Genomic DNA, 20,419 nt, shown 5'->3' with positions numbered 1-20,419 from the left:
CCTTCATGTTCGTCCGTCAGCGCCTCCCCTCCGGGGTCAAGAGCCGCTCGTAGCGGTCCGGAGTCTGGAGGAGATCCGTCGCCGCCGTCACCTGCCCGTCCGCCGGAAGCAGGGCCTCGATGCGGCGACTCGCGCTGACGTACCGGGCCAGGATTTCGCGCCTGAGGTGGCGCATCAGGGCCGGGGCGTGTCGGTCGAACGCCGCTGCCTTCGCCTCGTCCAACGCCGCGTCCAGCGCCGCCGTCTCGTCCCGGAGGCCCTCGTAGTTGTGTGCCTCCGCCTGTGCACGGAGGGAGTCGAGGGTCCGTTCCGCCCGGAGGGAATACGCCACGTCCTCGCGGTCAAGCCACGTCCGGAAGGCCCCCAGGTCGGACTCGTCGACCGAAAAGTCAGCGGCGAGTGTGTCGTGGGTGGCGGCGTAGTGGTTGGCGTAGCGGAAGAACGCGCCCCGCCGCGTCAGGGCCTGCTCCAGTGGACTCGGGGACGGGGACGCCACCCGCACGTCCGGGCGGATGCCGTGTCCGTCGCGCACGGTTCGGCCTCCCGTCGTCTCGTGCACCCGGGATGGGGGGGCCGTGGTGTCCGTCGGGTTCGCATCGAGGCGCTGAATGGTGCGGCCACTCGGGGTGTAGTACTGGGCCGTCGTGAGCTTGAGGGCGGTGTTGTGGGGCAGGGACCGGACGTTCTGCACGAGGCCCTTTCCGTAGGTGGTCGTGCCCATCACCACGCCCCGGTCGTGGTCCTGCAGGGCGCCCGCCACAATCTCACTCGCCGAGGCGCTCTGGCCGTTCACGAGGACCACGACCGGCGTCTCGGGCAGCAGGGGCACACGGTCGGTCGTGTACGACTCGGTCTCATCGTCGTCGCGCCCCCGCGTAGAGACCACTTCGGTGCCCTGCGGCACGAAGAGCGCCGTGATCCGGACGGCCGCCCGCAAGAGCCCCCCCGGGTTGTCCCGCAGGTCGAGCACAACTCCCTGAAGGGGCCCCGTGTCCCGAAGGTCGTCGAGCGCCGCCTCCACCGCCCCCGGTGCGTCGCGAGTAAAGCGCTCCAGCTTCACGTACCCGAGCTCCCGCTCCGCGCCCACGCGCCCCTGATACGTCACGTCCGGGAGCTCCACGCGCTCGCGGGTCAGGGTCAACGTCAAGGGCGAGGGCCGTCCCGCCCGCTCCACCGTCACGGGGACGGTAGTGCCGGGCTGCCCGCGGAGCAGGGCCTCCACGTCCTCCACCGACAGCGAGGCCGCAGGCTGGTCCGCCACCTCGGTGATCACGTCCCCCGTGCGCACCCCTTGCTGGTACGCGTCGCCCCCGGCAACGGGCGCCACCACCGTCAGGGCGCCGTTTCGGCGCCCGATGTCGAGCCCCACGCCCCCGTACTGCCCTTCCGTGATGATGGCGATCCGCGCATTCTCCGACTCGTCGACGTACGTGGTGTAGGGGTCCAGCTCCTCCAGCATGGCATCGACCCCCACGCGCACGAGGTGCCCCGGGTCCACCGGCTCCACGTACCCGGTCACCACCTCCTCGTAGACGGCCCCGAAGATCCGAAGGCCCTTGCGGAGCTCGAACAGGTCGTCATCCGGCGCCCAGAATCCGACGAGCACCCCCATGCCCATCGACACGGCGAGGGCCATTCCCAGTAGCGACACGTTTGCACGGGATCGACGCATGGGCCCGGTGGGGACTGATGCGGGGGAACGCGACAGCGCCTACTCGTCCGTCATGCCGAGCGCCTGGGCCCGGCGCCGCGCAACCCATTTGGCCACGTAGATCGACAGCTCGTACAGGCCCAGCAGGGGCACGGCGACGATGATCTGCGAGATCGGATCCGGCGGGGTCAGGAACGCCGCCACGCCGAGCACCGCGATGAGCGCATACTTCCGGTACGCCCGCATCGCCTCCGGGGTCAGGATGCCCACCTTCGCCAGGAAGTACACGACCACCGGCAGCTCGAAGAGCAGCCCCGTGCCCATCGTCCAGAACGTCACCATGCTGAAGTAGGTCATGATGTCGAACTGGTTGACGATCTGCTCGGAGAGGGTGTACTGGGCGAAAAACTGAAGGGCCAGTGGGGTCAGGATGAGGTACCCGAAGGCCGCGCCGAGCAGGAAGAAGAAGGTGGCCGAGACCGCCGAGAAGCGCATGCCCTTCTTCTCGCTGGGATAGAGGGCCGGCTCGATAAACCGCCAGAGGTAGAAGACCACGACCGGCGACCCGGCGATGAGTCCCACGACGATGATGGTCCCGATGTCCGCGAAGAACTGGCCGGTGATCGTCCGGTTGAGCAGCTCCAGGCTCTCCGGCTCCAGGGCCAGCACGTCGTACATGAAAAAATCCGGCCGCGTGGGCCCGATCAGGACCTGGTCGACAATCCATTCGCTGAAGAAGGAGCACACCGCGATGGCGACGAGCACGCCGGCCCCAGCTTTGATGAGGGTCCAACGCAGCTCCTCAAGGTGGTCTAGAAACGACATGACCCCCTTCTCGTCCGGGGGCGCCTCGTTGCCCGGGGCGCCGTCTCCCTGCACCCCGGCGGGCGTGTCCGTCTGTGAAGATGGGACCTCGGGCATACGACCGTGACTGCGATCCGGCGAAAGCGTTCGTCCTGAGCGGTTTCGATTTCGTCCCTACGCGCTGTCGGACCCGCTGCCCGTCCCCTCCTGCAGGTTGAGGTCGAGGAGGGAGTCCACCCACAGGCCCTCCGCCTCGATGCGGTCCTGGCCGTTGCTCCAGGTGAAGTTGAAGAGCGTCAGGAGCCCGTCAACCGCAAACCCGGCACTGCGCACGAGGCGAAGGGCCTCGGAGGCACTGCGGCCGCTGTTGATGATGTCGTCCACCATCACGACGGGCTGGTCGGCGTCGATGGGCCCCTCCACGAGCCGGCGCCGCCCGTGCTCCTTCCGCTCTTCTCGGATGAGCCCCCCCTTAAACTCGTCGCCCTCACTCACGGCCAACACGCTGCAGACGAGGGGATGGGCCCCGAACCCGTACCCTACCACCTGGCGGGCGCCCCGCTCTCGGAGCCGCTCGGCAATCACCGACCCGACTTCCGTGAACAGTTCCCCGTCGAGTGTGGGCACGCGTGTGTCCAGGAGCCACCCGATCGGCTGGCCCCGCGGATCGGTGATCAACTCGTCCTCCCGGCGCACCAGGGCTTCTTCGTAGAGCTTGCGGCCGATCTCAATGAGTTCGGCCCGGGAGGAAGAGCTAAATGTACCGCGATCCATCGACGGCATGGGGACACACGCAGGTCGTCCAGTGAACAGGGTGGGCGAACGCGAGCAGAGATTTCGTACTGGATCTCGAACCGTCCGACGCGCAGGGTCGTTCCCGCCTACGCCATAGCGACATCGTACAGCGGGTGCTGGTCGCAGAGGGCCTTCACCTCCCGTTCCACCGCTGCCTGCGTGTCCTCATCCTCGGGATCCTGAAGGACCCGGTCGATCATCTCCGCCACGTGGGCAAACTCATCCGGCCCGAACCCGCGGGTGGTCATTGCGGGCGTTCCCAGGCGCAGCCCGCTCGTGACGAACGGGCTCTTGTCGTCGAACGGCACCATGTTCTTGTTGGCCGTAATGCCGGCCGCTTCGAGGGCCTGCTCGGCCTCCTTGCCGGTGAGCCCCTTGTTGCGCAGGTCGATGAGGACGAGGTGGTTGTCCGTCCCGTCGGAGACGAGGTCGTAGCCCCGCTCGCGGAGCTCGGCGCCCATTGCCTGCGCGTTATCGACGACCTGCTGGGTGTACTCGGCGAACGAGGGCTTGAGGGCCTCCTTGAAGCCGACGGCCTTCGCGGCGATCACGTGCATCAACGGGCCGCCCTGCGTGCCGGGAAAGACGGCCGAGTCGAGCAGCTCGCTCATCATCTTCGTGCGCCCGCTCTTGCGGGCCGTCTTGCCCATCGGGTTCTCGTAGTCGTCGCCCAGAAGAATCATGCCGCCACGGGGGCCCCGGAGCGTCTTGTGGGTGGTGGTGGTCACCACGTGGGTGTGCGGCATCGGGTCGTTCAGGACCCCGCCCGCAATGAGCCCCGCCGTGTGCGCCATGTCCATCCACAGGAACGCGCCGACCTCGTCGGCGATCTCGCGGAAGGCCTCGTAGTCGAAGTCGCGCGGGTAGGCACTGGCCCCGATCGAGATCATCTTCGGCTGCACCTCCTTCGCCCGGTCGCGCACCCTGTTCATGTCGATGCGGCCGGTCTCCTCCTCCACCCCGTAGTACTCGGCCTCGTAAAGAATGCCGGAGAAGTTGACGGGCGATCCGTGCGTGAGGTGGCCGCCGTGCGACAGGTCGAGCCCGAGGAAGGTGTCGCCGGGGTCCAGGAGGGTCAGATACACCGCGGAGTTGGCCTGGGCCCCCGCGTGCGGCTGCACGTTCACCCAGTCGCAGTCGTAGAGCTCTTTCGCCCGCTCGCGGGCCAGTTCCTCGGCCCGGTCGACCACCTCGCATCCGCCGTAGTAGCGCTTGCCCGGCAGGCCCTCCGCGTACTTGTTCGTAAGGGCCGTGCCCATCGCCTCCATGACGGCCCGGGAGGCGAAGTTTTCGGACGCAATGAGCTCCAGCCCGTCGTTCTGGCGCTGGACCTCCTTCTGGATGACGTCGTGGATTTCGGGATCTTGGTTGCGGAGCGCACTCATCGGAACAGAAAACACTGTGAAAGCAACGGTGCAGGGCGGCCCCGACGGTCGGTCGCCGAGGCCCCCCAACGTGTGGAAGCACAAATGGACGTGCAGACAGAACGTGAATGCGGAAGATGGGGTTCGCCCCCGACCCCCCTGTTCTCAGACGCGGCCCCCCATTCAGTCGTCCCCCTCCAATTCGTCGATCACGATGAACTGACGGGCCACCCCGAGGACCCGGCCGTCGGCGTCTCCGTCCCCTTCCGGCTCCACCGTGTAGACGCTGGCGGCCAGGTACGACCGCCGCTCCGTGAACGCCGATGCGTTGTCCGCGAGGAGCTTCCCGCCCGCCTCGCCCAGGAGGGCCCCCAGTGCCCCTGCCTCCACCTCCCGCTCGATGCGATCCGCCGCCTGGGTCCGAACGAACGCCTGAACGGCCTCCATGCCTGGGGTTGTGGCAACCAACCCGCCCGCTACCAGCACGAGGGCCACGAAAAGGGGTTTCATCGCAACCGGGAGGGACGAGTGGAGAGGCGTGGCACTGCCTCTGTGTTCAGTGCGTCATGGCGTACACGAGAATGTTCGTGCCCATCCGGAGGGCCGCCCGTCGCTTCTCCGGGGGGTTGCTGTGCACCGGGGCCGGCTCCCATCCGTCCCCCAGGTCCGTCTCGACGGTGTAGAACACCATGAGCCGGCCGTGGTCGTCGAAGTAGCCGTACCCCTTCGGCGCCTCGCCGTCGTGCTCGTGGATTTTAGGGAGCCCGTCCGAAAAGTCGTAGGGCGTCGTGTAGATGGAATGATCGAAGGGCACTTCCACGAGCTTCTTGTCCGGAAAGACCTTCTCCAATTCAGGACGGATGTGCTCGTCGAGGCCATAGTTGTCGTCAATGTGGAGGAAGCCGCCCTGGCGCAGGTACCGGCGCAGGCGGTCGGCCTCCGTTTCGGAGAAGGTGACGTTTCCGTGGCCGGTGAGGTACAGGTACGGAAACGTGAAGAGCTTGTCCGTGGTGAGCTCGACGGCCTCCTCCTGCGGCGTTACGTCAAGGAGCGTATGCTGGCGCGCAAACGCGAAGAGCTCCCGCAACGACTCCTCGTCGCTGTACCAGTCGCCTCCCCCATCATACTTCACGCGGGCCACGGGGGTGGAGGCGTCGTCCTGCGCCCGCGCCTCGGCCGCACTCGCAACGAGCCCCACGAGACCGAGCCCAACCACAATCGGGAGGCGAACCAGAAGGGAACGCAGCACGGGCGCCATGGGGGGATGGGAGATTAGGCTGTGCACTGCTATGAACCTGCATGCCCCAATTAGGTTCGGACGGACTGGAGAACTCCCCCTCCCTCTTCCCGTTGATGTGACTCGATTGTTTCTCGCCCTGTCTGCCGACCGCCATGACCAAGTTCACGAAGGCCCTCCTCTTCTCCGCCGCGGCCGCCGGAGCAGCCGCCCTGGTCCTCAACCAGCTTGACCTCGACGCCGCCCCGGCGGCGCCGGACCCCGGGTTTCCCGGCCCCAACCCCGACGACATCGCCGAGGAGGATGTGGAAATGATGCTGAATGAGCTGGCCTCGCAGCTCTAGCCCACCGCCGATCGACGTCCCGAACCCGAACGCCCCCCACCATGCCGTCCCGCCGGGAGTGTCCCGCCTGCGCCCTCGAATTCGAAGACACCGGGGACGTGGAAGAGTGCCCCTACTGCGGCTACGAGTTTCCGCAGCGCAGTGCCAGCGTGCGATGGGTCGCGTGGATTCTCGCCCTGCTCCTCCTCTGGCCCGCCATTGAGGGGCTGATGTACCTGCTGGGGGCGTGACGCGTGAGATGTCGTGACGCGTGAGATGTGATGCGTGACAACAGGAAGCGTGAGGGCCCAAGTTGAATGCGCAGGTCCCGTTTCACCCTGTACGCATCACCGATTCCCCAGACCGAGGCTCGTTGCCCTGACCTGTCCTTTCTTCGTTTGCACCCTCTCTCCCCATGCAGCCCGCCACGCCCACGTCGTCCGTCCTGGGCGACCGCTCGCCCGCCGACTTTCTCGACACCTACTGGCAGGAACGGCCCCTCGTGGTCCGCGACGCGCTGCCGGACTTCCGGTCGCCCCTGTCCCCGGAGGAGCTGGCCGGCCTGGCCTGCGAGGACGGCGTCGAAAGCCGACTGATCCTCGAAGAGGGGGGCGAGCACCCGTGGGAGCTTCGGCACGGCCCGTTTGCCTCAGAGGAGTTTCTCCACCTGCCCGAGACGCACTGGACGCTTCTCGTGCAGGAGGTGGACCGCCTGATTCCCGAGGTCGGCGCCCTGCTGGACCGCTTCCGCTTCCTGCCCGACTGGCGGCTCGACGACGTGATGGTGAGCTACGCCCCCACGCACGGCACCGTCGGCCCCCACATCGACAACTACGACGTCTTTCTGCTGCAGGGAGCGGGGCACCGACGCTGGCAAATTGGGACCGAGCCGGTAGACGACGAGGAGATCGTGCCGGACCTCGACGTGCGCATTCTCGCCGATTTCGAGGCGGAGGAGGAGTTCGTGCTCGGCCCCGGCGACCTGCTGTACCTGCCGCCGCGGGTGGCCCACTACGGGGTCGCCACCGACGACCAGTGCATGACCTACTCGGTCGGCTTCCGGGCCCCGCGGCACCAGGACCTCGTGGGGAACTTTCTGCAGCAGGCCATGGACACGGTCGGCCCGGACGCGCGCTACAGCGACCCGGATCTGTCACCGGTCGACCACCCCGGTGAAATCCACGACGACGCCCGCCAGACGGTACGCCGCCTCCTCCGCGACCTCGTGCGCGACGACGACGCCATCGATCAGTGGTTCGGACAGTACCTGACGCGTCCCGGTCGGGACCGCGAGGCGGTGCCCCCGGAGACGCCGGTGACGGACGACGAACTTACCGACATGCTCCGGGCCGGCCACGGGCTGCGGCCAGGACCGGTATCCCGGCTCGCCTTCATCGAACACGACGACGGGTCGGTCACCCTCTTCGCGAACGGATCGCCCATCGACCTGTCCCCCGACCGGGCCTACGCGGCCCGCCTCGTGACGGGGCGCCAGCAGATCCCGAGCGACGCCCTCACCCCTCACCTCGAGGACGACGCGTTCGTGGACCTGCTCGTGGCCCTGATCAACGATGGCCTTCTGGAGTGGGACGCGGCGTAGGCGCCCGCCGATCGATCCTCTCGTCTTTGCCCCCGCCGATGCACCCACAGCTCGACGAGTACCGCACCGGATTCGTCGACCTCAAGGACGAGGCGACCGCACTCGTGACCGACGCGGACGCCGCCACGATGCGACGCCGACCGGACCCGGACGCGTGGTCCGTCGTCCAGTGCATCGATCACCTAAACACGGCCGGGTGGCTGCTGTTGCGGGCGATGGAGGACGAGATCCGGCGGGGACGCGCCGAGGGGCCGTACGGCACACCGCCCTTCGAGTACGGCGTCGTCAGTCGCTGGTTTGCGCACGTTCTGGAGCCGTCTTCGGGCTGGACCTTCGACGCGCCCTCTCTATTCGAGCCGGACGCCCCGAATACGCTCTACCCCAACGAGGCGGTGGACGAGTTTTTGGGCCTGCAGGATCGGTTCGCGGACTGCGTGGGGGACGCGGAGGGCCTGGACCTGCGCCGGATACGATTCGGGTCCCCTGCCATTCCCCTCCTGCGCATCAGCCTGGGAGCCTGGTTTGAGGCCACCCTGGCCCACGAGCGGCGGCACCTGGACCAGGCCCGACGAACCCTGCGCGCCCTCCATTCGTCTTAACGTGGCGGTTGGGCCCGCCTGGTTCTTGCTCCAGGCCCACCACGGGCCTGCCGCGCCGCCCCGGCCCGAGCACACGTCTTTCTTCCCTCATCCTCCCCTCCTGCCGATTATGTCCGCCATCTGCGTCTATTGCTCCTCGAGCAACGCCATCGCCGAGACCTACCCGCCGGTGGCCGAGGCGCTCGGGCGGGAGATGGGACGCCGGGGCCACGAGCTGATCTACGGCGGCGGCGCGGTGGGCCTAATGGGCGTGCTGGCCGAGGCAACCCACGAGGCCGGGGGGACGGTAACGGGCGTCATCCCCTCGAAACTGCAGGACCGGGAGGGCATCGCCTACGACGCCGACGAGCTGATCGTAACCGAGACGATGCGCGAGCGCAAGCGGATCATGTACGAGAACGCGGATGCGTTCGCCGCGTTGCCCGGCGGCTACGGCACCCTGGAGGAGTTCATGGAGGTGCTCACCCTGAGGCAGCTCGGCTACCACGACCGTCCCATCGCCATTCTGAATGCGGACGGCTTCTACGACACGCTCCTCTCGTTCTTCGACGAGCTGCGGGACGGCCGGTTTGCGCGGGCCGCCGTGACCGACCTGGTCGAGGTCGTGTCGTCCGCCGAGGCGGTGCTGGACCGAATCGAAAGGATGACGGCCGCCGACGGCCGGATGGCCTGAACCCACTTCGGCCCTCAACGCATCGTTTATCGAAGCCAAGCCGTCCATGTCCGCCGAACCCCGCCTCCACACGCTCCGGGTCGCCCGCACGGCCCGCGTGGCCACCCTCGGGACGCCCGCCACGGCCGGGTCCTGGTGGGTGGTGCTGCACGGCTACGGCCAGCTCGCCGCCGACTTCGTGTCGGCGTTCCACCCCCTCGTGGCCCCCGACCGCTGCGTCGTTGCGCCGGAGGGATTGTCCCGGTTTTACGTGGACGGGATGGCCCAGCATGAGCAGGTGGGCGCCTCCTGGATGACCCGTGAGGCACGCGAGGCCGAGGTGTCCGACTACGTCGACGCCCTCGACGCGACGGTCCGTCACCTTGCCGACGACACGCCCCCCTCCCTGCACGTGCTGGGCTTCTCGCAGGGGGCCGTCACCGCCAGCCGGTGGGCACTGTGGGGCGACACGGCCGTCGACCGGCTGGTGTTGTGGGGCGGGGCCCCGGCCCACGACCTCGACCTCGCCGAGCACGCCGCCTCCCTACGTGCCCTGGACCTGACCCTCGTGGCCGGGACGGAGGACCCATACGTGACCGACGACCGATGGGCCGCCATCCGGCGCCGCCTCCAGGCCCACGACATTCCCGTGACGACGCGTACCTTCGAGGGCGGGCACCGAATCGACCCGGCCCCGTTGCGGGCGCTAGTTGCGCCGGCCTGACGCCCTGTGCACCTCCGGGGGCGTGTCCCTAGTCCCGTGCGTGCTCGCGGCCGTAGCGCCACGCCAGGTACGCCATAAACCCCGTGCCGGTGCGGAGTGCCTCCTCGTCCGGGTTGAACCGGGACGTGTGGAGGCCGTGCTCGCTGCCCACCCCGAGTTGGTAGAAGGTGCCCGGACACTCGCGCAGGAAATAGGCAAAGTCTTCGCCCGCGAACCACCGATCCGCCTCCACGGTCCGCTCCGGCCCCACGTATTCGCGGGCGGCCTCCTGCACGAGCGTCGTCGGCGTCTCGTGGTTGTGGAGCGCCGGGTATCCTTCGCGCACCTCCACCTCGGCCGTCGCCCCGTGCGCCTCGGCGGTCCGGTGCACAAGTTGACGGAAGAGGGCGTGCGCCCGGAAGCGCCACTCCTCGTCCATCGCCCGGAAGGTGCCCTCCAGGCGGGCCGTCTCGGGAATCACGTTCGTAGCCCCGTCCGCCACCAGGCGCCCAATGGTGAGCACCGACGGCACGCCCGGCGGGCACCGGCGGCTGATGAGCGACTGAAGCCCGCCGACGATTTCGCTGGCGACGTAGGTCGGGTCCACCGCCTCGTGCGGGTTCGCCGCGTGTCCGCCCTCGCCCTCAACCGTCACGAACACCTCGTCGGCCGAGGCCATGAAGCCGCCGGCGCGGATGCCCAGGGTCCCGGGGGGGAGGCTCGGCTTCACGTGCTGCCCAAAGGCGGCCTCGGGGGCCGGCGTGTCGCCCGTTTCGTCGAGCACGCCCTCGTCGATCATGAACTTGGCCCCACCGGGAATCCGCTCCTCGTGGGGCTGGAAGCAGAATCGCACCTGCCCGTGCACCTCGTCGCGGTGGCGTGCCAGAATCATGGCCGTGCCCAACAGCGAGGACGTGTGGAGGTCGTGCCCGCACGCGTGCATCACCCCCTCGTGCTCCGAGGCACAGTCGAGGCCCGTCTCTTCCTGAATGGGGAGGGCGTCCATGTCCGCCCGCAGCAGCAGGGTCGGCCCCGGCCGCCCCCCGTGCAGGGTGCCCACCACGCCCGTGTCGTGCACCCCTGTGCGGACATCGAGGCCGAGGGCCGTCAGCCGCTCCGCCACGCGCCGCGCGGTCTCGTGCTCCTCGCCCGACAGCTCGGGCCGCCGGTGCAACGTGCGGCGAAATGCGACGATCTCCGAGTACAGGTCGTCGGCGTCAGACTTAACGGCATCGAGCATCGGATGGGTAGAGGGGAGGGGGCGGAGAAATTCGCTTCTGATCTGCGACGTGTCCGACAACCAACGTTTCTCTCGGAAGATTCGTCTTCAACAGCCGGACGACCGCCTCTTTCCTGCTCCCGACGGGCGTTCGAAATTTCGATTCGTTGTTCCTACCTTAGGGCTGCTCGCGCTCCTTACACAGCGACACCGCGTTGATGCCCGACCAAGACGTTGAACTCTCGCGCGCCCAGTGGGGCTCGCGCTTCGGGTTTTTGATGGCGATGCTCGGGGCCATGGTGGGGGCCGGCAACATCTGGCGCTTCCCCTACGTGACCGGCGAGAACGGGGGCGGGGCCTTTCTCCTCGCGTACTTCGTGCTCCTGCTCGTGCTCGCCATTCCCGGCCTCATCGCCGAGGTCGCGTTCGGGCGCTACGCCGGCAAGGGCGTGATTGGGGCCTTCCGCGAGGTGGCCTCCTCGCGGGGGATGGTGGGACTGGGCGTGGTGGTGCTGGTCGTGAACGTCGCCCTGATGTCGTATTACGCCCCCGTCGTGGGATGGACGCTCTACTACGCCGTGCACTCGCTGCTCTTCACCTTCACGTCGGCGGGCTTCGCGCCGGAGGCGTTTTGGGAGGGCTTTCGCGCGAGCGGCGTTTGGTCCATCGGCAGCCACACGGCCGTGATGGCCCTGGTCGCGGCCATTCTGTACCTCGGCATCCGGCGGGGCGTGGAGCGGCTCGTGATCTACGCAGTGCCGGGGCTCGTGCTCGCTCTCGTCGCGATCATGATCCGCGCCCTCACGCTGCCCGGGGCCGCTGAGGGCCTCGCCTTCACGTTCGGCATCGAGTGGGGCAAGCTCGGGCTCGGCCAGACCTGGATCACCGCCCTCGGACAGGTTCTCTTCTCGACCGGCCTCGGGTGGGGCATTGCCCTCACCGTCGGCAGCTACCTGCCGGACTACGACGACATCCCAATCGGCGGGGGCGTATTCACCGTCATCGGGAACTCGAGCATCGGCATCCTGGCGGCCTTCGCCATTTTCCCGATCGTCTTCGCGTTCGACTTGGACCCGGGGTCGGGGGCGAGCCTCACGTTCGTGTCCCTGCCGCAGGTCTTCCCGCAGATGGCGGGGGGCGCGCTGTGGGCCATCCTGTTCTTCCTCGGCTTCTTTCTGGCCGCCTTCACCTCGGCCATCCTCATCACGGAGGTGAGCGTGACGACCCTCAGCGAAGAAACGCGCTTGACCCGGGAGCAGACGGTGATCGGCGTGTGCGGGGTCATCTGGCTTCTGGGGCTCGGGAGCGCGTACTCGCCGGGCGTGCTGAATTTCCTCGACTTCGTGTTTGGCAACTTCGGCCTGCCCCTCTCCACACTCGCCATCATCGGCGCCATCGGCTGGTCCATGGGGCACCTCGGCCCCGAGAAGCTCCGGGTGCTCGAGATCAACCGCAACGCCGGGCTGTACGTAGGCTCAATCTGGGGGCCGGTGGTGCAGTATGTGATTCCGCTCGTGATGCTTCTGATCGTCGCGAACTACGCCTGGGCGAATTTCGGCACGCCGGAGATGATTGGGGGCATCGCCGTCTTCTTCGGAATTCCCGTCCTCGGCTACGCGCTCATGGCGTCCCTGGAGGGCCGCCGCGACCCCATCGCGAGAGACGAGACCCGATAAGCCGGTTCTCCAACGTTCAACGTGTAACGTTCAAACGTCCCAACGCCTTATCATGCTTGGACTGCCCGTGGACGTATGGGCCACGATGGCCTTCTGCATCCTGGCCTTCTTCGGCGTCTCGATCTGGACGCTCGTCTACACGCTCCGCCAGGAGGAGCGGAAGATGGCCCTGCTCAAGACCGAAAGCGACCTCGACACCTATTCGCCTCGCGCGCTGGACGACCTCAGACACTGGATCGAGACCCACCCGGACCCGACCCATCCGGACGTGGAGGCGGCCCGGGCGGCCTACAACGACTGCGTGGACACCCTCCAGTCCACGGATCGCCACTTCTACGGATGGTCGAGGGCCGAGGTCGGCCGCCTCGATCCGCTTTAGGGGAGTCGTGAAACGGCCCCCTGGATCGGAGCATGTCCCCCGCGGGAATTCTGCCCCGGGGGAGGCGGGCGTCGCGGAATCACGAGTTCAGCATCTCACTGACCTCCGGGGCGGCCTCCGCCGAGAGGTCGTTCGGGGCGGCAGCGGCCGGAGCCTCCTCCGAACTCGCATCTTCGGACGCCGACTGCAGACGCGCCACCAGTTCATCGGTGGCGTTGGCGTAGTCGAGCGCCCCGCGAGAACTGGAGTCGTGGTCGAAAACCGTGGTCGCTCCGTCCCGCGTCTTTGCCAGCGACGTGCTAGTGCGGACGATGGTGTCCAGCACCTTCTCCCCGTACTTTTCCCGAATGTACTCGCGGTAGGTTTTGTGTATGCGCTTGCGCGCGTCGACCTGCGTAAACAAGAACTGCCGGGTGTTGAGGCGCGGATTGAGCTTGTTCTCAACGAGCTGCGTGGTCTGGTAGGTCTGCTCCCCCCCCACCACGGACTGGTACTCCGGCAGGACAGGGATCAGCACGTGCTGGCTCGCAACGAGCGCGTTGAGGCTGTAGACCGTCACGGCGGCGGCCGTGTCGAAGAGCAAAAGGTCGTATTCCAGGTCGAGCCGCTGGAGTGCCTCCCGCACCCAGAGCACATCGGTCGGTTTGTTGAGATCCCGCATCCGGCGGGTCAGGGTACTGGAGGAGGGGATCAGATCGAACCCCGCGGCCTCCTGGATTGGAATGCGCCCCGGGTCCGCGTCGGCGTCGAAGAAGGCCGCCACCGACTGGTCGGAGGGGGGCTCCTCAATGCCCATCGTGTGCGTGAGGAAGCCCTGCGGGTCGAGGTCGATGACGAGCGTCCGCCAGCCCGACAATCCCAGCGCCGCCGCGACATGGATGGTCGTGGTGGTTTTTCCGGTGCCCCCCTTGTGGTTGCAGACAGACAGGACGGTCATAGCGTAGACAGCCGGTGGAGGTAGAGGAGAAAAAGGTAGGCGCTTTCCGGACCGGTGTCAACCCCGACGCGGGGCCCCGCCCAACGTGGTGAGAGCAACGCGTAACTTTTGCGCCCCCCTCCCGTTTCTCTCGGCGCATATGCCGTTTCTCTCGGCGCACATGTCCGGCACGGGCTCGACACATCCGATGAACCCACTTCTGCAACTTTCCTGCCCACTTCTTCTGGCCTCCCAGTCGCCGCGGCGGCGTGCCCTGCTCGACCGCATCGACGTTCCCTTCGAGGCGCGGGTGAGCCCCGCGGACGAGACGCTGGCGCCCTCGGTGGCGCCCGCTGAGGCGGTCCGCACCCTTGCGCGCCGAAAGGCCCGTCCGGTGGCGGCCGACCGGCCCTCGGCCCTCGTCCTGGCCGCCGACACGGTGGTCGCCCACGATGGGGAAATTCTCAATAAGCCCGAAGATTCCTCCCATGCTCGGGCCATGCTTCGCCGTCTCCAGGACACATCCCACGCCGTCTACACCGGCGTGTCCCTCGTGCATGCCGGGTCGGATCGGACGGCCACCGCCGTGGAGACGACCGCCGTGGTGCTCGGGCCCCTCTCGGACGCGGAGATTCGGGCCTACGTCGCCTCCGGGTCGCCGCTGGACAAGGCCGGGGGCTACGGGATTCAGGACCATACCGCCCCGTTCTTCGTCGAGCGGATCGAGGGCGATTACTACAACGTCGTGGGCCTCCCCCTCCGCCGGCTCTACCGCACGCTGCGCGCGTCTTTTGCCGACCTCCTGGAGGCGTCGTCCGCCTAGCGGTTCCCGTGTCGTCAACCTTTTCCGGGGACCAGCGTATGGACGGACGCCACGGCGTCTCACATTCTTGCTCATCCAGGGCCCTCCCACCGCACGGGGCCTCCCTGATTTATGGTGGACTCGCCCCTCACGTCGTCGTCCCTTCGCGCCCTGCTCGTCCAGTGCCGAAGCGCCCCCCGGATGGAAGCGCAGGAGCAGACCTGCTTCCTGGAGCGGACGCGCCTCCGTCCCGATCAGTTCCAGACCGTCAACGTCGCCCGCGGCGACGACCCCACCTCCGTCTCGCTCGACGAGGTCGACGCTCTGCTCATCGGCGGCGCCGGCAAGTACTCCGCCACCCAGACCTACCCCTGGACCGACGGGCTGCACGACCTCATTCGTCGCGCCGTCGACCGGGCGCTGCCCACGCTCGGCTCGTGCTGGGGGCACCAGGTGCTGGCCCGCGCGCTCGGGGGGCAGGTGGTGCACGACCCCGACCATTCCGAACTGGGCTGTGGGTGGGTGGAACGGACCGATGCGGGGGCCGCCGACCCCCTCTTCTGCCAGTTCTCGTCCCGCTTTCAGGCGAACATGGGCCACCACGACCGGGTGGTCGAGCTTCCCCCCGACAGCACAGAGCTCGCCCGCAACGACCAGCCCCACCAGGCCTTCCGCCTGAACGGCGCGCCGGTCTACGGCACGCAGTTTCACAGCGAGCTCGACGCGAAGCGGGAGCGGGAGCGCATCCTCGTGTACCGCGAGTACTACCGCTCGGCACTCCCCGACGCGGAAACCGTGCAGCGCGTGCTCGACACCCTGGCGGACACCACGGAGGTGGACAACCTGCTCTACGACTTTCTCGTGACCTTCGTGGCCCGTCCTCATCCGTCGGTCGTCCCCGCCACCCTTCATCCGGCGGACAGGACGGGGGCGCTCGGCCTTGCCTCCCCCGACGACCGGCGCCGGTCGTCCCCGCGTCCGGCATGACCCCGCGTCACGTGCCGGGATCGTCGATGGTATAGGTCGCCTCGGCCCGGTCGCACGTCCCCCCGACCGGGGGATCCGGCTTCCGGACCGTCACCTCTACCCCCTCCAGGTCCGGATAGGTATCCAGCACCTTGTGCGCGATGCGGTACGCCAGCTTTTCAATGAGGTAGAAGTTGTTCTCCGTCACCAGCTGCCGGACGAACTCGTAGACCTGCTCGTAGTTGACCGTGCGGTCTAGGTCGTCGTGCAGGGCTGCGTCCTCGAAATCAAGCCCCACGCTCACGTCGACCTCGTACCGGCCGCCGATGCGATGCTCCTCCTCCATGACGCCGTGGTGGCCGTAGAAGACGGCGTTGACGAGACGGACCGTCCCGGTGGTGGTGTAGTCGGTCGAGGAGGACGCCTCGGGCTTGGTGTCGGGGACAGACTCAGACATGGAAGGCAGAATGCGACGGAGTGACGAGAAGAGGACGGGCCGTCTCGTCCGGCCCCGTGCTACGCCAGTTGCTTGTCGAGCGGCACCAGCGTGGGGATGGCGGCAAGCTCGCGGAACGAGCGGGCCCGCTCGGTGATGTCGGTCCGGGTAAGGTCGAGCAGCTTGTCGGGGCCGTAGCGCTGCACGACGAAGGATGCCATCACGCTTCCGTAGATCACCCCGCGGCGGAGGGCCTCCGGGTCGAGGCCGCCCGACTGGTACAGGTGCCCGGCAAGTCCGCCCGCAAACGCGTCGCCGGCCCCCGTAGGGTCCTGAATGTCGTCCAGCGGGTAGGCGGGCGCGCTGAAGACGGAGTGGTCGGTGAACAGAAGCGCGCCGTGCTCGCCCTTCTTGATGATGAGCGTCTCGGGGCCCATGTCGCGGATCAGGGACGCCGCGCGGACCAGGTTGGGCTCATCCGCCAGCTCGCGGGCCTCGGCGTCGTTGATGACGAAGCAGTCGACCTGCGAGAGGGTCGTCCGGAGGCTGTCTGGGGTGTTCTCGATCCAGTAGTTCATCGTGTCGGCCATCACGAATTCGGGATCGTCCACCTGGTCCAGCACATCGCGCTGGATGCCCGGCTCCAGGTTGCCGAGGCACACGATGTCGCTGTCGAGGTAGCTCCCCGGGAGGTCCGGCTCGAACGAAGCGAGGACGTTGAGCTGCGTGTCGAGCGTGTCCCGCTCGTTCATGTCGTAGTGGTACTCGCCGTGCCAGAAGAACGTCTCGCCGTCCTCCTCGACCTCAAGGCCCTCAAGGTCGACCCCCCCATCGGCCAGCGTCCGGCGGTACTCATCGGGAAAGTCGCCCCCGACGACGCCCACGAGGCGGACGTCTTCGCAAAAGTGGCGGGCGGCGAGCGTCAGGTAGGACGCACTGCCCCCCAGCACTCGGTCAGCGGATCCGAACGGAGTATCGATGGAATCAAAGGCAACAGTCCCTACGGCAAGGATGCTCACGGGCGGTTAAGCTCCTTCTGTGCGGCTTGTGAACAGGGCGAAATGTAACCACGCGGGCGCACACTCGACACGTCCCGCGTGCGAATTCTATGACAAGGCGGCCCGTTCTCTGTGCTCCGGGACGGAGGGCCCTGATCGACTGGGGCGGACGTTGTCATCGACGTGGTGCCGGACGGGTTCCTCCACGTGTGTGAGGGAGGCGGAACGTTCAGGAGGGTGTGTCTGCGTTCCCAAGCGAAGCGGACGCGCTCGGGTCGCCAACCTTCTCGGGCGCCTCCGCCTCCGGAAGCCGCACGGTAAAGCGGGAGCCTGCTCCCTTCTCCGTTTCTACCTCGATGGCGCCGCCCATCTGCTCGACGGCCTCCTTCGTCACCGCGAGCCCGAGCCCGGTGCCCTCATATTCACGGCCCATGCCCTCTGATTCTTGTCGGAAGGGCTCAAACAACGTTTCGGTCTGCGCCGGGTCCATGCCCACCCCTGTGTCTTCAACTTCCAGAACCGCAGCCTCGTCGCCCGTTCGGACGCGGATCCACACGTCGCCGCCGGGCTCCGTGTATTTGACCGCGTTGGAGATCAGGTTCTGCAGGGCAATCCGGAGCCCCTCGGGGTCGGCCCGCGTCCAGACCGGCGTCCCGTTCGCCTCCGTGCGCAGCGCAATGTCCGCCTCCACGGCCTCGGGATAGAATTGGTCGGCGGCCTCTTCGGCGACGGTGGTCATGTCGGTGGGCTCCGACGGGCGTCTCAGGGTCCCCCCCTGCAGGCGCGACAGGTTCAAAATTGCGTCGAGGGTGCCGAGCAGACGACGCCCGCTGTTCTCGATGTGGTCGGCGAACCGGCCAATCGGGGCGTCGTCGTCCTCGGCCATGGTCGCGATTTCCTCCGCAAACCCGATGATGGACGTCAGGGGCGTGCGGAATTCGTGGCTCGTGTTGGCCAGGAGGGCCGACTTCATCTGGCTCGCTTCCTCGGCCTCCTGCTTTGCCGTTCGGAGCGCCTCTTCCTGATCCAGCCGGTCGAGCACCACGGCGGCGTGGGCCGCAAGCACCTCGATGAGACCGCCGTCGAACGAATCGATCGCCCCCCGTTCCACGTCCCCGACCGCGATGGTGCCGTGTGTCCCCATCGGGAAACAGGCCGCCGCGCGGGCCGCCCCGTAGTCGAGTTGCGTATCAACGGCGTGTAGGTCGTCGATCACGAAAGGCTCTTCGTTCCGGTACACGTCTGCCAGAAGGCTTTCTCCCTCGATGTCGACGGGGGGACGCTGGGGCGGCATGTGCTCCGCGATCTGTGGGGACCCCTGTACCGGCACGAGCCGGCCGTCCTCGACGAACCGGATGCTCACCAGCGGGTACCCGAACACCTCGTTTACGAGCCGAAGCATGACGTCCCCCACCTCCGTTCTGTTCTCCGCCCGCAGCAGCCGGCTAATGGCCGCGTAGAGGGCCTCCACCTTTTCCTGCCGGTCGCGCAGGGCCCGCTCGCGCCGTTCCCGCTCGGTGACATCGGAAAGCACCACCACGTCGCTCCCGCCGGTCGCCCCCAGGCTCGTCTCGACGATTCGGTAGTATCGCGGGGCGGACCCGTCGGTGGTTTCCAGTAGGGACCGGTCCTCTTCGAGCTTCTGTGCCAGTTCCGGCAGGGCCGCCCCCAGGGGCTTGCCGATTGCGGATCGGTCCTCCAGCTTCGGAAACAGGTCGATGATCCGCCGCCCGTAGTCCTTAATGCGCCCGTCGGCACTGAGCATGATGGTGGGGGCCGACAGGCTCCCGGCCAGGCGGACGGCCTGAAACTGGTAGCTGTATACGAACAGGACGCCGATGGCGAACACCGCCACGCCCAGCGGCTCGTGGGTAATGTCCTGTAGGGTCGGATTGACGTGCCCCGTAATGTTGAGCACCGCCGGAAACGCCGTGAGCGCCGTGAGCGCCGCCAGCGGCCCCGTCCGGGTCTCCGTCTTCCAGAACATCTCGAACAGCATCAGGTAGCCGGCCGTCGCCAACGCGTAGGCCACGCCCATCACGACCCAGTAGAAGAGCCCATGGCGAATGACGAGGTCGAAGACCCCTCCCTGTCCCGGCTCCAGGGTGTAGTAGAGGTGATGGAAGGGATTCGTCACCTTCAGCAGGGTCACCCCCCCGTACACCACGATCGCAAACCACTGGGCCGAGGCGTTGCGATGGATTGCCCGTCCGGTGTACGCGGAGCAGAACCACAGCCACGCCCACACGGTGCCAAACCCCACGACCAGACTGATCTGATAGAAAACGTGTTTGGCAAGGGGGGACACCGGCAGAAGAAATCCGATGTACGCCCCCGCCCACGCGGCGCTGGTCAGGAAAAACGCGAGAAGGCTGTGCCGCGTGCCGGCATACGGGATGGACCAGGCCCGCCAGGCGGCCCCCAGACACGCGAGGCTTGCGGCGACGAACGCCAACAGATATCCCCAGAACACAGGCCCCCCTGACGGAACGGACAAAGACATAGCCGGGATTTACGACAGCGTGGAGCGGAACAAATTTCTCCTTGCGTGGGGAATCTACACGTCCCGATTTGCGGCACGAGAGAACCGATCCCCAAACGAGAATACGCCGGCAGATCGTCCTCGGGGGGAACGACCGACGGAAAACCCCCTGCGGGTGGACGGATAGCGGGAGCAAGTCCCGTTCCATCCCCTGGCCCCATCGCCTCCACCGGCCGTCGCCCCCCTAATGTCACGACCGGTCTTCCGTCCACTCCAGTTGTAGCTGTAGGGTCAGGTCCCCATCGCTCAGCCGAACGGCGCGGGCCGGCGTAGAGGCCGGGCGTCCGTCGCGAATTCGATCCGGCGCGAAGTCCACGCACCCCACGACTTCGTCTTCAATCAGATCCGCGTCCAATAGCCGCAGGACGTGCCACCCAGCTTCTTGCAGGACGACCTCGGCGTCCAGCGTTACGGGGAGATCACGGGGGCCTACGTCGTCAACCACCGCGCTGGTGTAAAGGCACGCCCCGTCCGGATCGTACACCTCGTAGTAGAGATCCGGGCCCGAGAACAGGTCCCACCGGTCGTCCTGTTCGCCGGAGCCGAAGGGAACGACCTGGACGTCAACTTGCGTCAGGGTCACGCGCATCAGACAGGCAAGCGTGTGGGAGGAAGAAAGGAGAAACGAGCGCGTCCGGGCCCGGCGATCGCCGGGCAAATGCGGACCACACTCCTCATCGAAATTCCCGGCGACACGGTCGTTCCAACCCTGGAACCGAAGGAGAACAGGATGCCGATCCGGCGTATTTTTTGCGCG

The 20,419-nt window shown here is 67.3% G+C and carries 22 protein-coding genes; 10 read left to right on the top strand and 12 right to left on the bottom strand.

Features of this window, described 5'->3' with window-relative positions:
- Positions 1-16 precede the first annotated feature (16 nt).
- From SRU_RS04120 to SRU_RS04095, 6 genes are all read right to left on the bottom strand, one after another.
- Positions 17-1,672, bottom strand: a complete 1,656-nt coding sequence (locus tag SRU_RS04120; RefSeq protein WP_011403544.1) for a S41 family peptidase — start codon at positions 1,670-1,672, stop codon at positions 17-19.
- Between the two features lie 39 nt (positions 1,673-1,711).
- A complete protein-coding gene (tatC, locus tag SRU_RS04115; protein WP_013061374.1) occupies positions 1,712-2,572 on the bottom strand; it encodes a twin-arginine translocase subunit TatC in 861 nt (286 codons plus the stop codon).
- A gap of 57 nt (positions 2,573-2,629) precedes the next feature.
- Entirely contained in the window at positions 2,630-3,238 is a 609-nt protein-coding gene (locus SRU_RS04110; protein WP_013061373.1) for an orotate phosphoribosyltransferase, read from the bottom strand.
- A 98-nt stretch (positions 3,239-3,336) separates the two neighbouring features.
- Positions 3,337-4,635 (bottom strand): serine hydroxymethyltransferase, encoded by a 1,299-nt coding sequence (gene glyA / locus SRU_RS04105; RefSeq protein ID WP_011403541.1) that lies wholly within the window; start codon positions 4,633-4,635, stop codon positions 3,337-3,339.
- Between the two features lie 162 nt (positions 4,636-4,797).
- Entirely contained in the window at positions 4,798-5,124 is a 327-nt protein-coding gene (locus SRU_RS04100; protein ID WP_011403540.1) for a hypothetical protein, read from the bottom strand.
- Positions 5,125-5,170: 46 nt separating this feature from the next.
- Positions 5,171-5,872 (bottom strand): DUF4159 domain-containing protein, encoded by a 702-nt coding sequence (locus tag SRU_RS04095; RefSeq protein ID WP_011403539.1) that lies wholly within the window; start codon positions 5,870-5,872, stop codon positions 5,171-5,173.
- A gap of 134 nt (positions 5,873-6,006) precedes the next feature.
- Here SRU_RS04095 and SRU_RS04090 point away from each other — a divergent pair, with 134 nt between their 5' ends.
- From SRU_RS04090 to SRU_RS04065, 6 genes are all read left to right on the top strand, one after another.
- Positions 6,007-6,195: a hypothetical protein gene (locus SRU_RS04090; protein WP_011403538.1), complete on the top strand. Its 189-nt coding sequence runs from the start codon at positions 6,007-6,009 to the stop codon at positions 6,193-6,195.
- Positions 6,196-6,236: 41 nt separating this feature from the next.
- Positions 6,237-6,425: a hypothetical protein gene (locus tag SRU_RS04085; RefSeq protein WP_011403537.1), complete on the top strand. Its 189-nt coding sequence runs from the start codon at positions 6,237-6,239 to the stop codon at positions 6,423-6,425.
- A gap of 164 nt (positions 6,426-6,589) precedes the next feature.
- Positions 6,590-7,774: a cupin domain-containing protein gene (locus SRU_RS04080; protein ID WP_011403536.1), complete on the top strand. Its 1,185-nt coding sequence runs from the start codon at positions 6,590-6,592 to the stop codon at positions 7,772-7,774.
- Between the two features lie 38 nt (positions 7,775-7,812).
- A complete protein-coding gene (locus SRU_RS04075; protein ID WP_118826190.1) occupies positions 7,813-8,373 on the top strand; it encodes a DinB family protein in 561 nt (186 codons plus the stop codon).
- A gap of 109 nt (positions 8,374-8,482) precedes the next feature.
- Positions 8,483-9,046, top strand: a complete 564-nt coding sequence (locus tag SRU_RS04070; RefSeq protein WP_043553062.1) for a TIGR00730 family Rossman fold protein — start codon at positions 8,483-8,485, stop codon at positions 9,044-9,046.
- 46 nt (positions 9,047-9,092) lie between these two features.
- Positions 9,093-9,749: an alpha/beta hydrolase gene (locus tag SRU_RS04065; RefSeq protein WP_011403534.1), complete on the top strand. Its 657-nt coding sequence runs from the start codon at positions 9,093-9,095 to the stop codon at positions 9,747-9,749.
- Between the two features lie 28 nt (positions 9,750-9,777).
- On the opposite strand, the gene SRU_RS04060 is transcribed toward SRU_RS04065, so the two are convergent.
- Positions 9,778-10,968: a M20 metallopeptidase family protein gene (locus SRU_RS04060; RefSeq protein WP_011403533.1), complete on the bottom strand. Its 1,191-nt coding sequence runs from the start codon at positions 10,966-10,968 to the stop codon at positions 9,778-9,780.
- Between the two features lie 197 nt (positions 10,969-11,165).
- Here SRU_RS04060 and SRU_RS04055 point away from each other — a divergent pair, with 197 nt between their 5' ends.
- Positions 11,166-12,623 (top strand): sodium-dependent transporter, encoded by a 1,458-nt coding sequence (locus tag SRU_RS04055; RefSeq protein WP_011403532.1) that lies wholly within the window; start codon positions 11,166-11,168, stop codon positions 12,621-12,623.
- A 52-nt stretch (positions 12,624-12,675) separates the two neighbouring features.
- On the top strand, positions 12,676-13,002 hold the full coding sequence (locus SRU_RS04050) for a hypothetical protein (RefSeq protein ID WP_011403531.1): 327 nt from the start codon (positions 12,676-12,678) through the stop codon (positions 13,000-13,002).
- Between the two features lie 79 nt (positions 13,003-13,081).
- Here the strand turns inward: SRU_RS04050 and SRU_RS04045 are convergent, their stop codons facing one another.
- Entirely contained in the window at positions 13,082-13,939 is an 858-nt protein-coding gene (locus SRU_RS04045) for a ParA family protein (RefSeq protein WP_011403530.1), read from the bottom strand.
- 85 nt (positions 13,940-14,024) lie between these two features.
- Between SRU_RS04045 and SRU_RS04040 the strand changes: the two genes are divergently transcribed.
- Both SRU_RS04040 and SRU_RS04035 read left to right on the top strand, forming a co-directional pair.
- A complete protein-coding gene (locus SRU_RS04040; protein WP_011403529.1) occupies positions 14,025-14,741 on the top strand; it encodes a Maf family protein in 717 nt (238 codons plus the stop codon).
- A gap of 111 nt (positions 14,742-14,852) precedes the next feature.
- Complete coding sequence (locus SRU_RS04035) at positions 14,853-15,707, top strand: type 1 glutamine amidotransferase (protein ID WP_011403528.1); 855 nt, start codon at positions 14,853-14,855, stop codon at positions 15,705-15,707.
- A 7-nt stretch (positions 15,708-15,714) separates the two neighbouring features.
- Here the strand turns inward: SRU_RS04035 and folB are convergent, their stop codons facing one another.
- The 4 genes from folB to SRU_RS04015 all read right to left on the bottom strand — a co-directional run bounded on the left by folB (position 15,715) and on the right by SRU_RS04015 (position 20,251).
- Positions 15,715-16,143, bottom strand: a complete 429-nt coding sequence (folB, locus tag SRU_RS04030) for a dihydroneopterin aldolase (RefSeq protein WP_011403527.1) — start codon at positions 16,141-16,143, stop codon at positions 15,715-15,717.
- A 59-nt stretch (positions 16,144-16,202) separates the two neighbouring features.
- Positions 16,203-17,141, bottom strand: a complete 939-nt coding sequence (locus SRU_RS04025; RefSeq protein WP_011403526.1) for a PfkB family carbohydrate kinase — start codon at positions 17,139-17,141, stop codon at positions 16,203-16,205.
- Between the two features lie 208 nt (positions 17,142-17,349).
- The gene (locus SRU_RS04020; protein ID WP_011403525.1) at positions 17,350-19,623 is read right to left on the bottom strand and encodes a sensor histidine kinase; all 2,274 of its coding nucleotides are present in this window, start codon (positions 19,621-19,623) and stop codon (positions 17,350-17,352) included.
- Positions 19,624-19,852: 229 nt separating this feature from the next.
- Positions 19,853-20,251, bottom strand: a complete 399-nt coding sequence (locus tag SRU_RS04015) for a hypothetical protein (protein WP_231847358.1) — start codon at positions 20,249-20,251, stop codon at positions 19,853-19,855.
- Between the last annotated feature and the right edge of the window lie 168 nt (positions 20,252-20,419).

The sequence above is a fragment of the Salinibacter ruber DSM 13855 genome, from assembly GCF_000013045.1.
GTDB classification, from domain to species: domain Bacteria; phylum Bacteroidota; class Rhodothermia; order Rhodothermales; family Salinibacteraceae; genus Salinibacter; species Salinibacter ruber.
Note: the sequence above shows the minus strand (reverse complement) of the source record. Positions and strands in the feature narration are given on the sequence as shown.

Excerpts from the sequence above, each read along its gene's own strand:
- SRU_RS04120 (WP_011403544.1), bottom strand. The coding sequence starts at position 1,672 with ATGCGTCGATCCCGTGCAAACGTGTCGCTACTGGGAATGGCCCTCGCC.
- tatC (WP_013061374.1), bottom strand. The coding sequence starts at position 2,572 with ATGCCCGAGGTCCCATCTTCACAGACGGACACGCCCGCCGGGGTGCAG.
- SRU_RS04110 (WP_013061373.1), bottom strand. The coding sequence starts at position 3,238 with ATGCCGTCGATGGATCGCGGTACATTTAGCTCTTCCTCCCGGGCCGAA.
- glyA (WP_011403541.1), bottom strand. The coding sequence starts at position 4,635 with ATGAGTGCGCTCCGCAACCAAGATCCCGAAATCCACGACGTCATCCAG.
- SRU_RS04100 (WP_011403540.1), bottom strand. The coding sequence starts at position 5,124 with ATGAAACCCCTTTTCGTGGCCCTCGTGCTGGTAGCGGGCGGGTTGGTT.
- SRU_RS04095 (WP_011403539.1), bottom strand. The coding sequence starts at position 5,872 with ATGGCGCCCGTGCTGCGTTCCCTTCTGGTTCGCCTCCCGATTGTGGTT.
- SRU_RS04090 (WP_011403538.1), top strand. The coding sequence starts at position 6,007 with ATGACCAAGTTCACGAAGGCCCTCCTCTTCTCCGCCGCGGCCGCCGGA.
- SRU_RS04085 (WP_011403537.1), top strand. The coding sequence starts at position 6,237 with ATGCCGTCCCGCCGGGAGTGTCCCGCCTGCGCCCTCGAATTCGAAGAC.
- SRU_RS04080 (WP_011403536.1), top strand. The coding sequence starts at position 6,590 with ATGCAGCCCGCCACGCCCACGTCGTCCGTCCTGGGCGACCGCTCGCCC.
- SRU_RS04075 (WP_118826190.1), top strand. The coding sequence starts at position 7,813 with ATGCACCCACAGCTCGACGAGTACCGCACCGGATTCGTCGACCTCAAG.
- SRU_RS04070 (WP_043553062.1), top strand. The coding sequence starts at position 8,483 with ATGTCCGCCATCTGCGTCTATTGCTCCTCGAGCAACGCCATCGCCGAG.
- SRU_RS04065 (WP_011403534.1), top strand. The coding sequence starts at position 9,093 with ATGTCCGCCGAACCCCGCCTCCACACGCTCCGGGTCGCCCGCACGGCC.
- SRU_RS04060 (WP_011403533.1), bottom strand. The coding sequence starts at position 10,968 with ATGCTCGATGCCGTTAAGTCTGACGCCGACGACCTGTACTCGGAGATC.
- SRU_RS04055 (WP_011403532.1), top strand. The coding sequence starts at position 11,166 with ATGCCCGACCAAGACGTTGAACTCTCGCGCGCCCAGTGGGGCTCGCGC.
- SRU_RS04050 (WP_011403531.1), top strand. The coding sequence starts at position 12,676 with ATGCTTGGACTGCCCGTGGACGTATGGGCCACGATGGCCTTCTGCATC.
- SRU_RS04045 (WP_011403530.1), bottom strand. The coding sequence starts at position 13,939 with ATGACCGTCCTGTCTGTCTGCAACCACAAGGGGGGCACCGGAAAAACC.
- SRU_RS04035 (WP_011403528.1), top strand. The coding sequence starts at position 14,853 with ATGGTGGACTCGCCCCTCACGTCGTCGTCCCTTCGCGCCCTGCTCGTC.
- folB (WP_011403527.1), bottom strand. The coding sequence starts at position 16,143 with ATGTCTGAGTCTGTCCCCGACACCAAGCCCGAGGCGTCCTCCTCGACC.
- SRU_RS04020 (WP_011403525.1), bottom strand. The coding sequence starts at position 19,623 with ATGTCTTTGTCCGTTCCGTCAGGGGGGCCTGTGTTCTGGGGATATCTG.
- SRU_RS04015 (WP_231847358.1), bottom strand. The coding sequence starts at position 20,251 with ATGCGCGTGACCCTGACGCAAGTTGACGTCCAGGTCGTTCCCTTCGGC.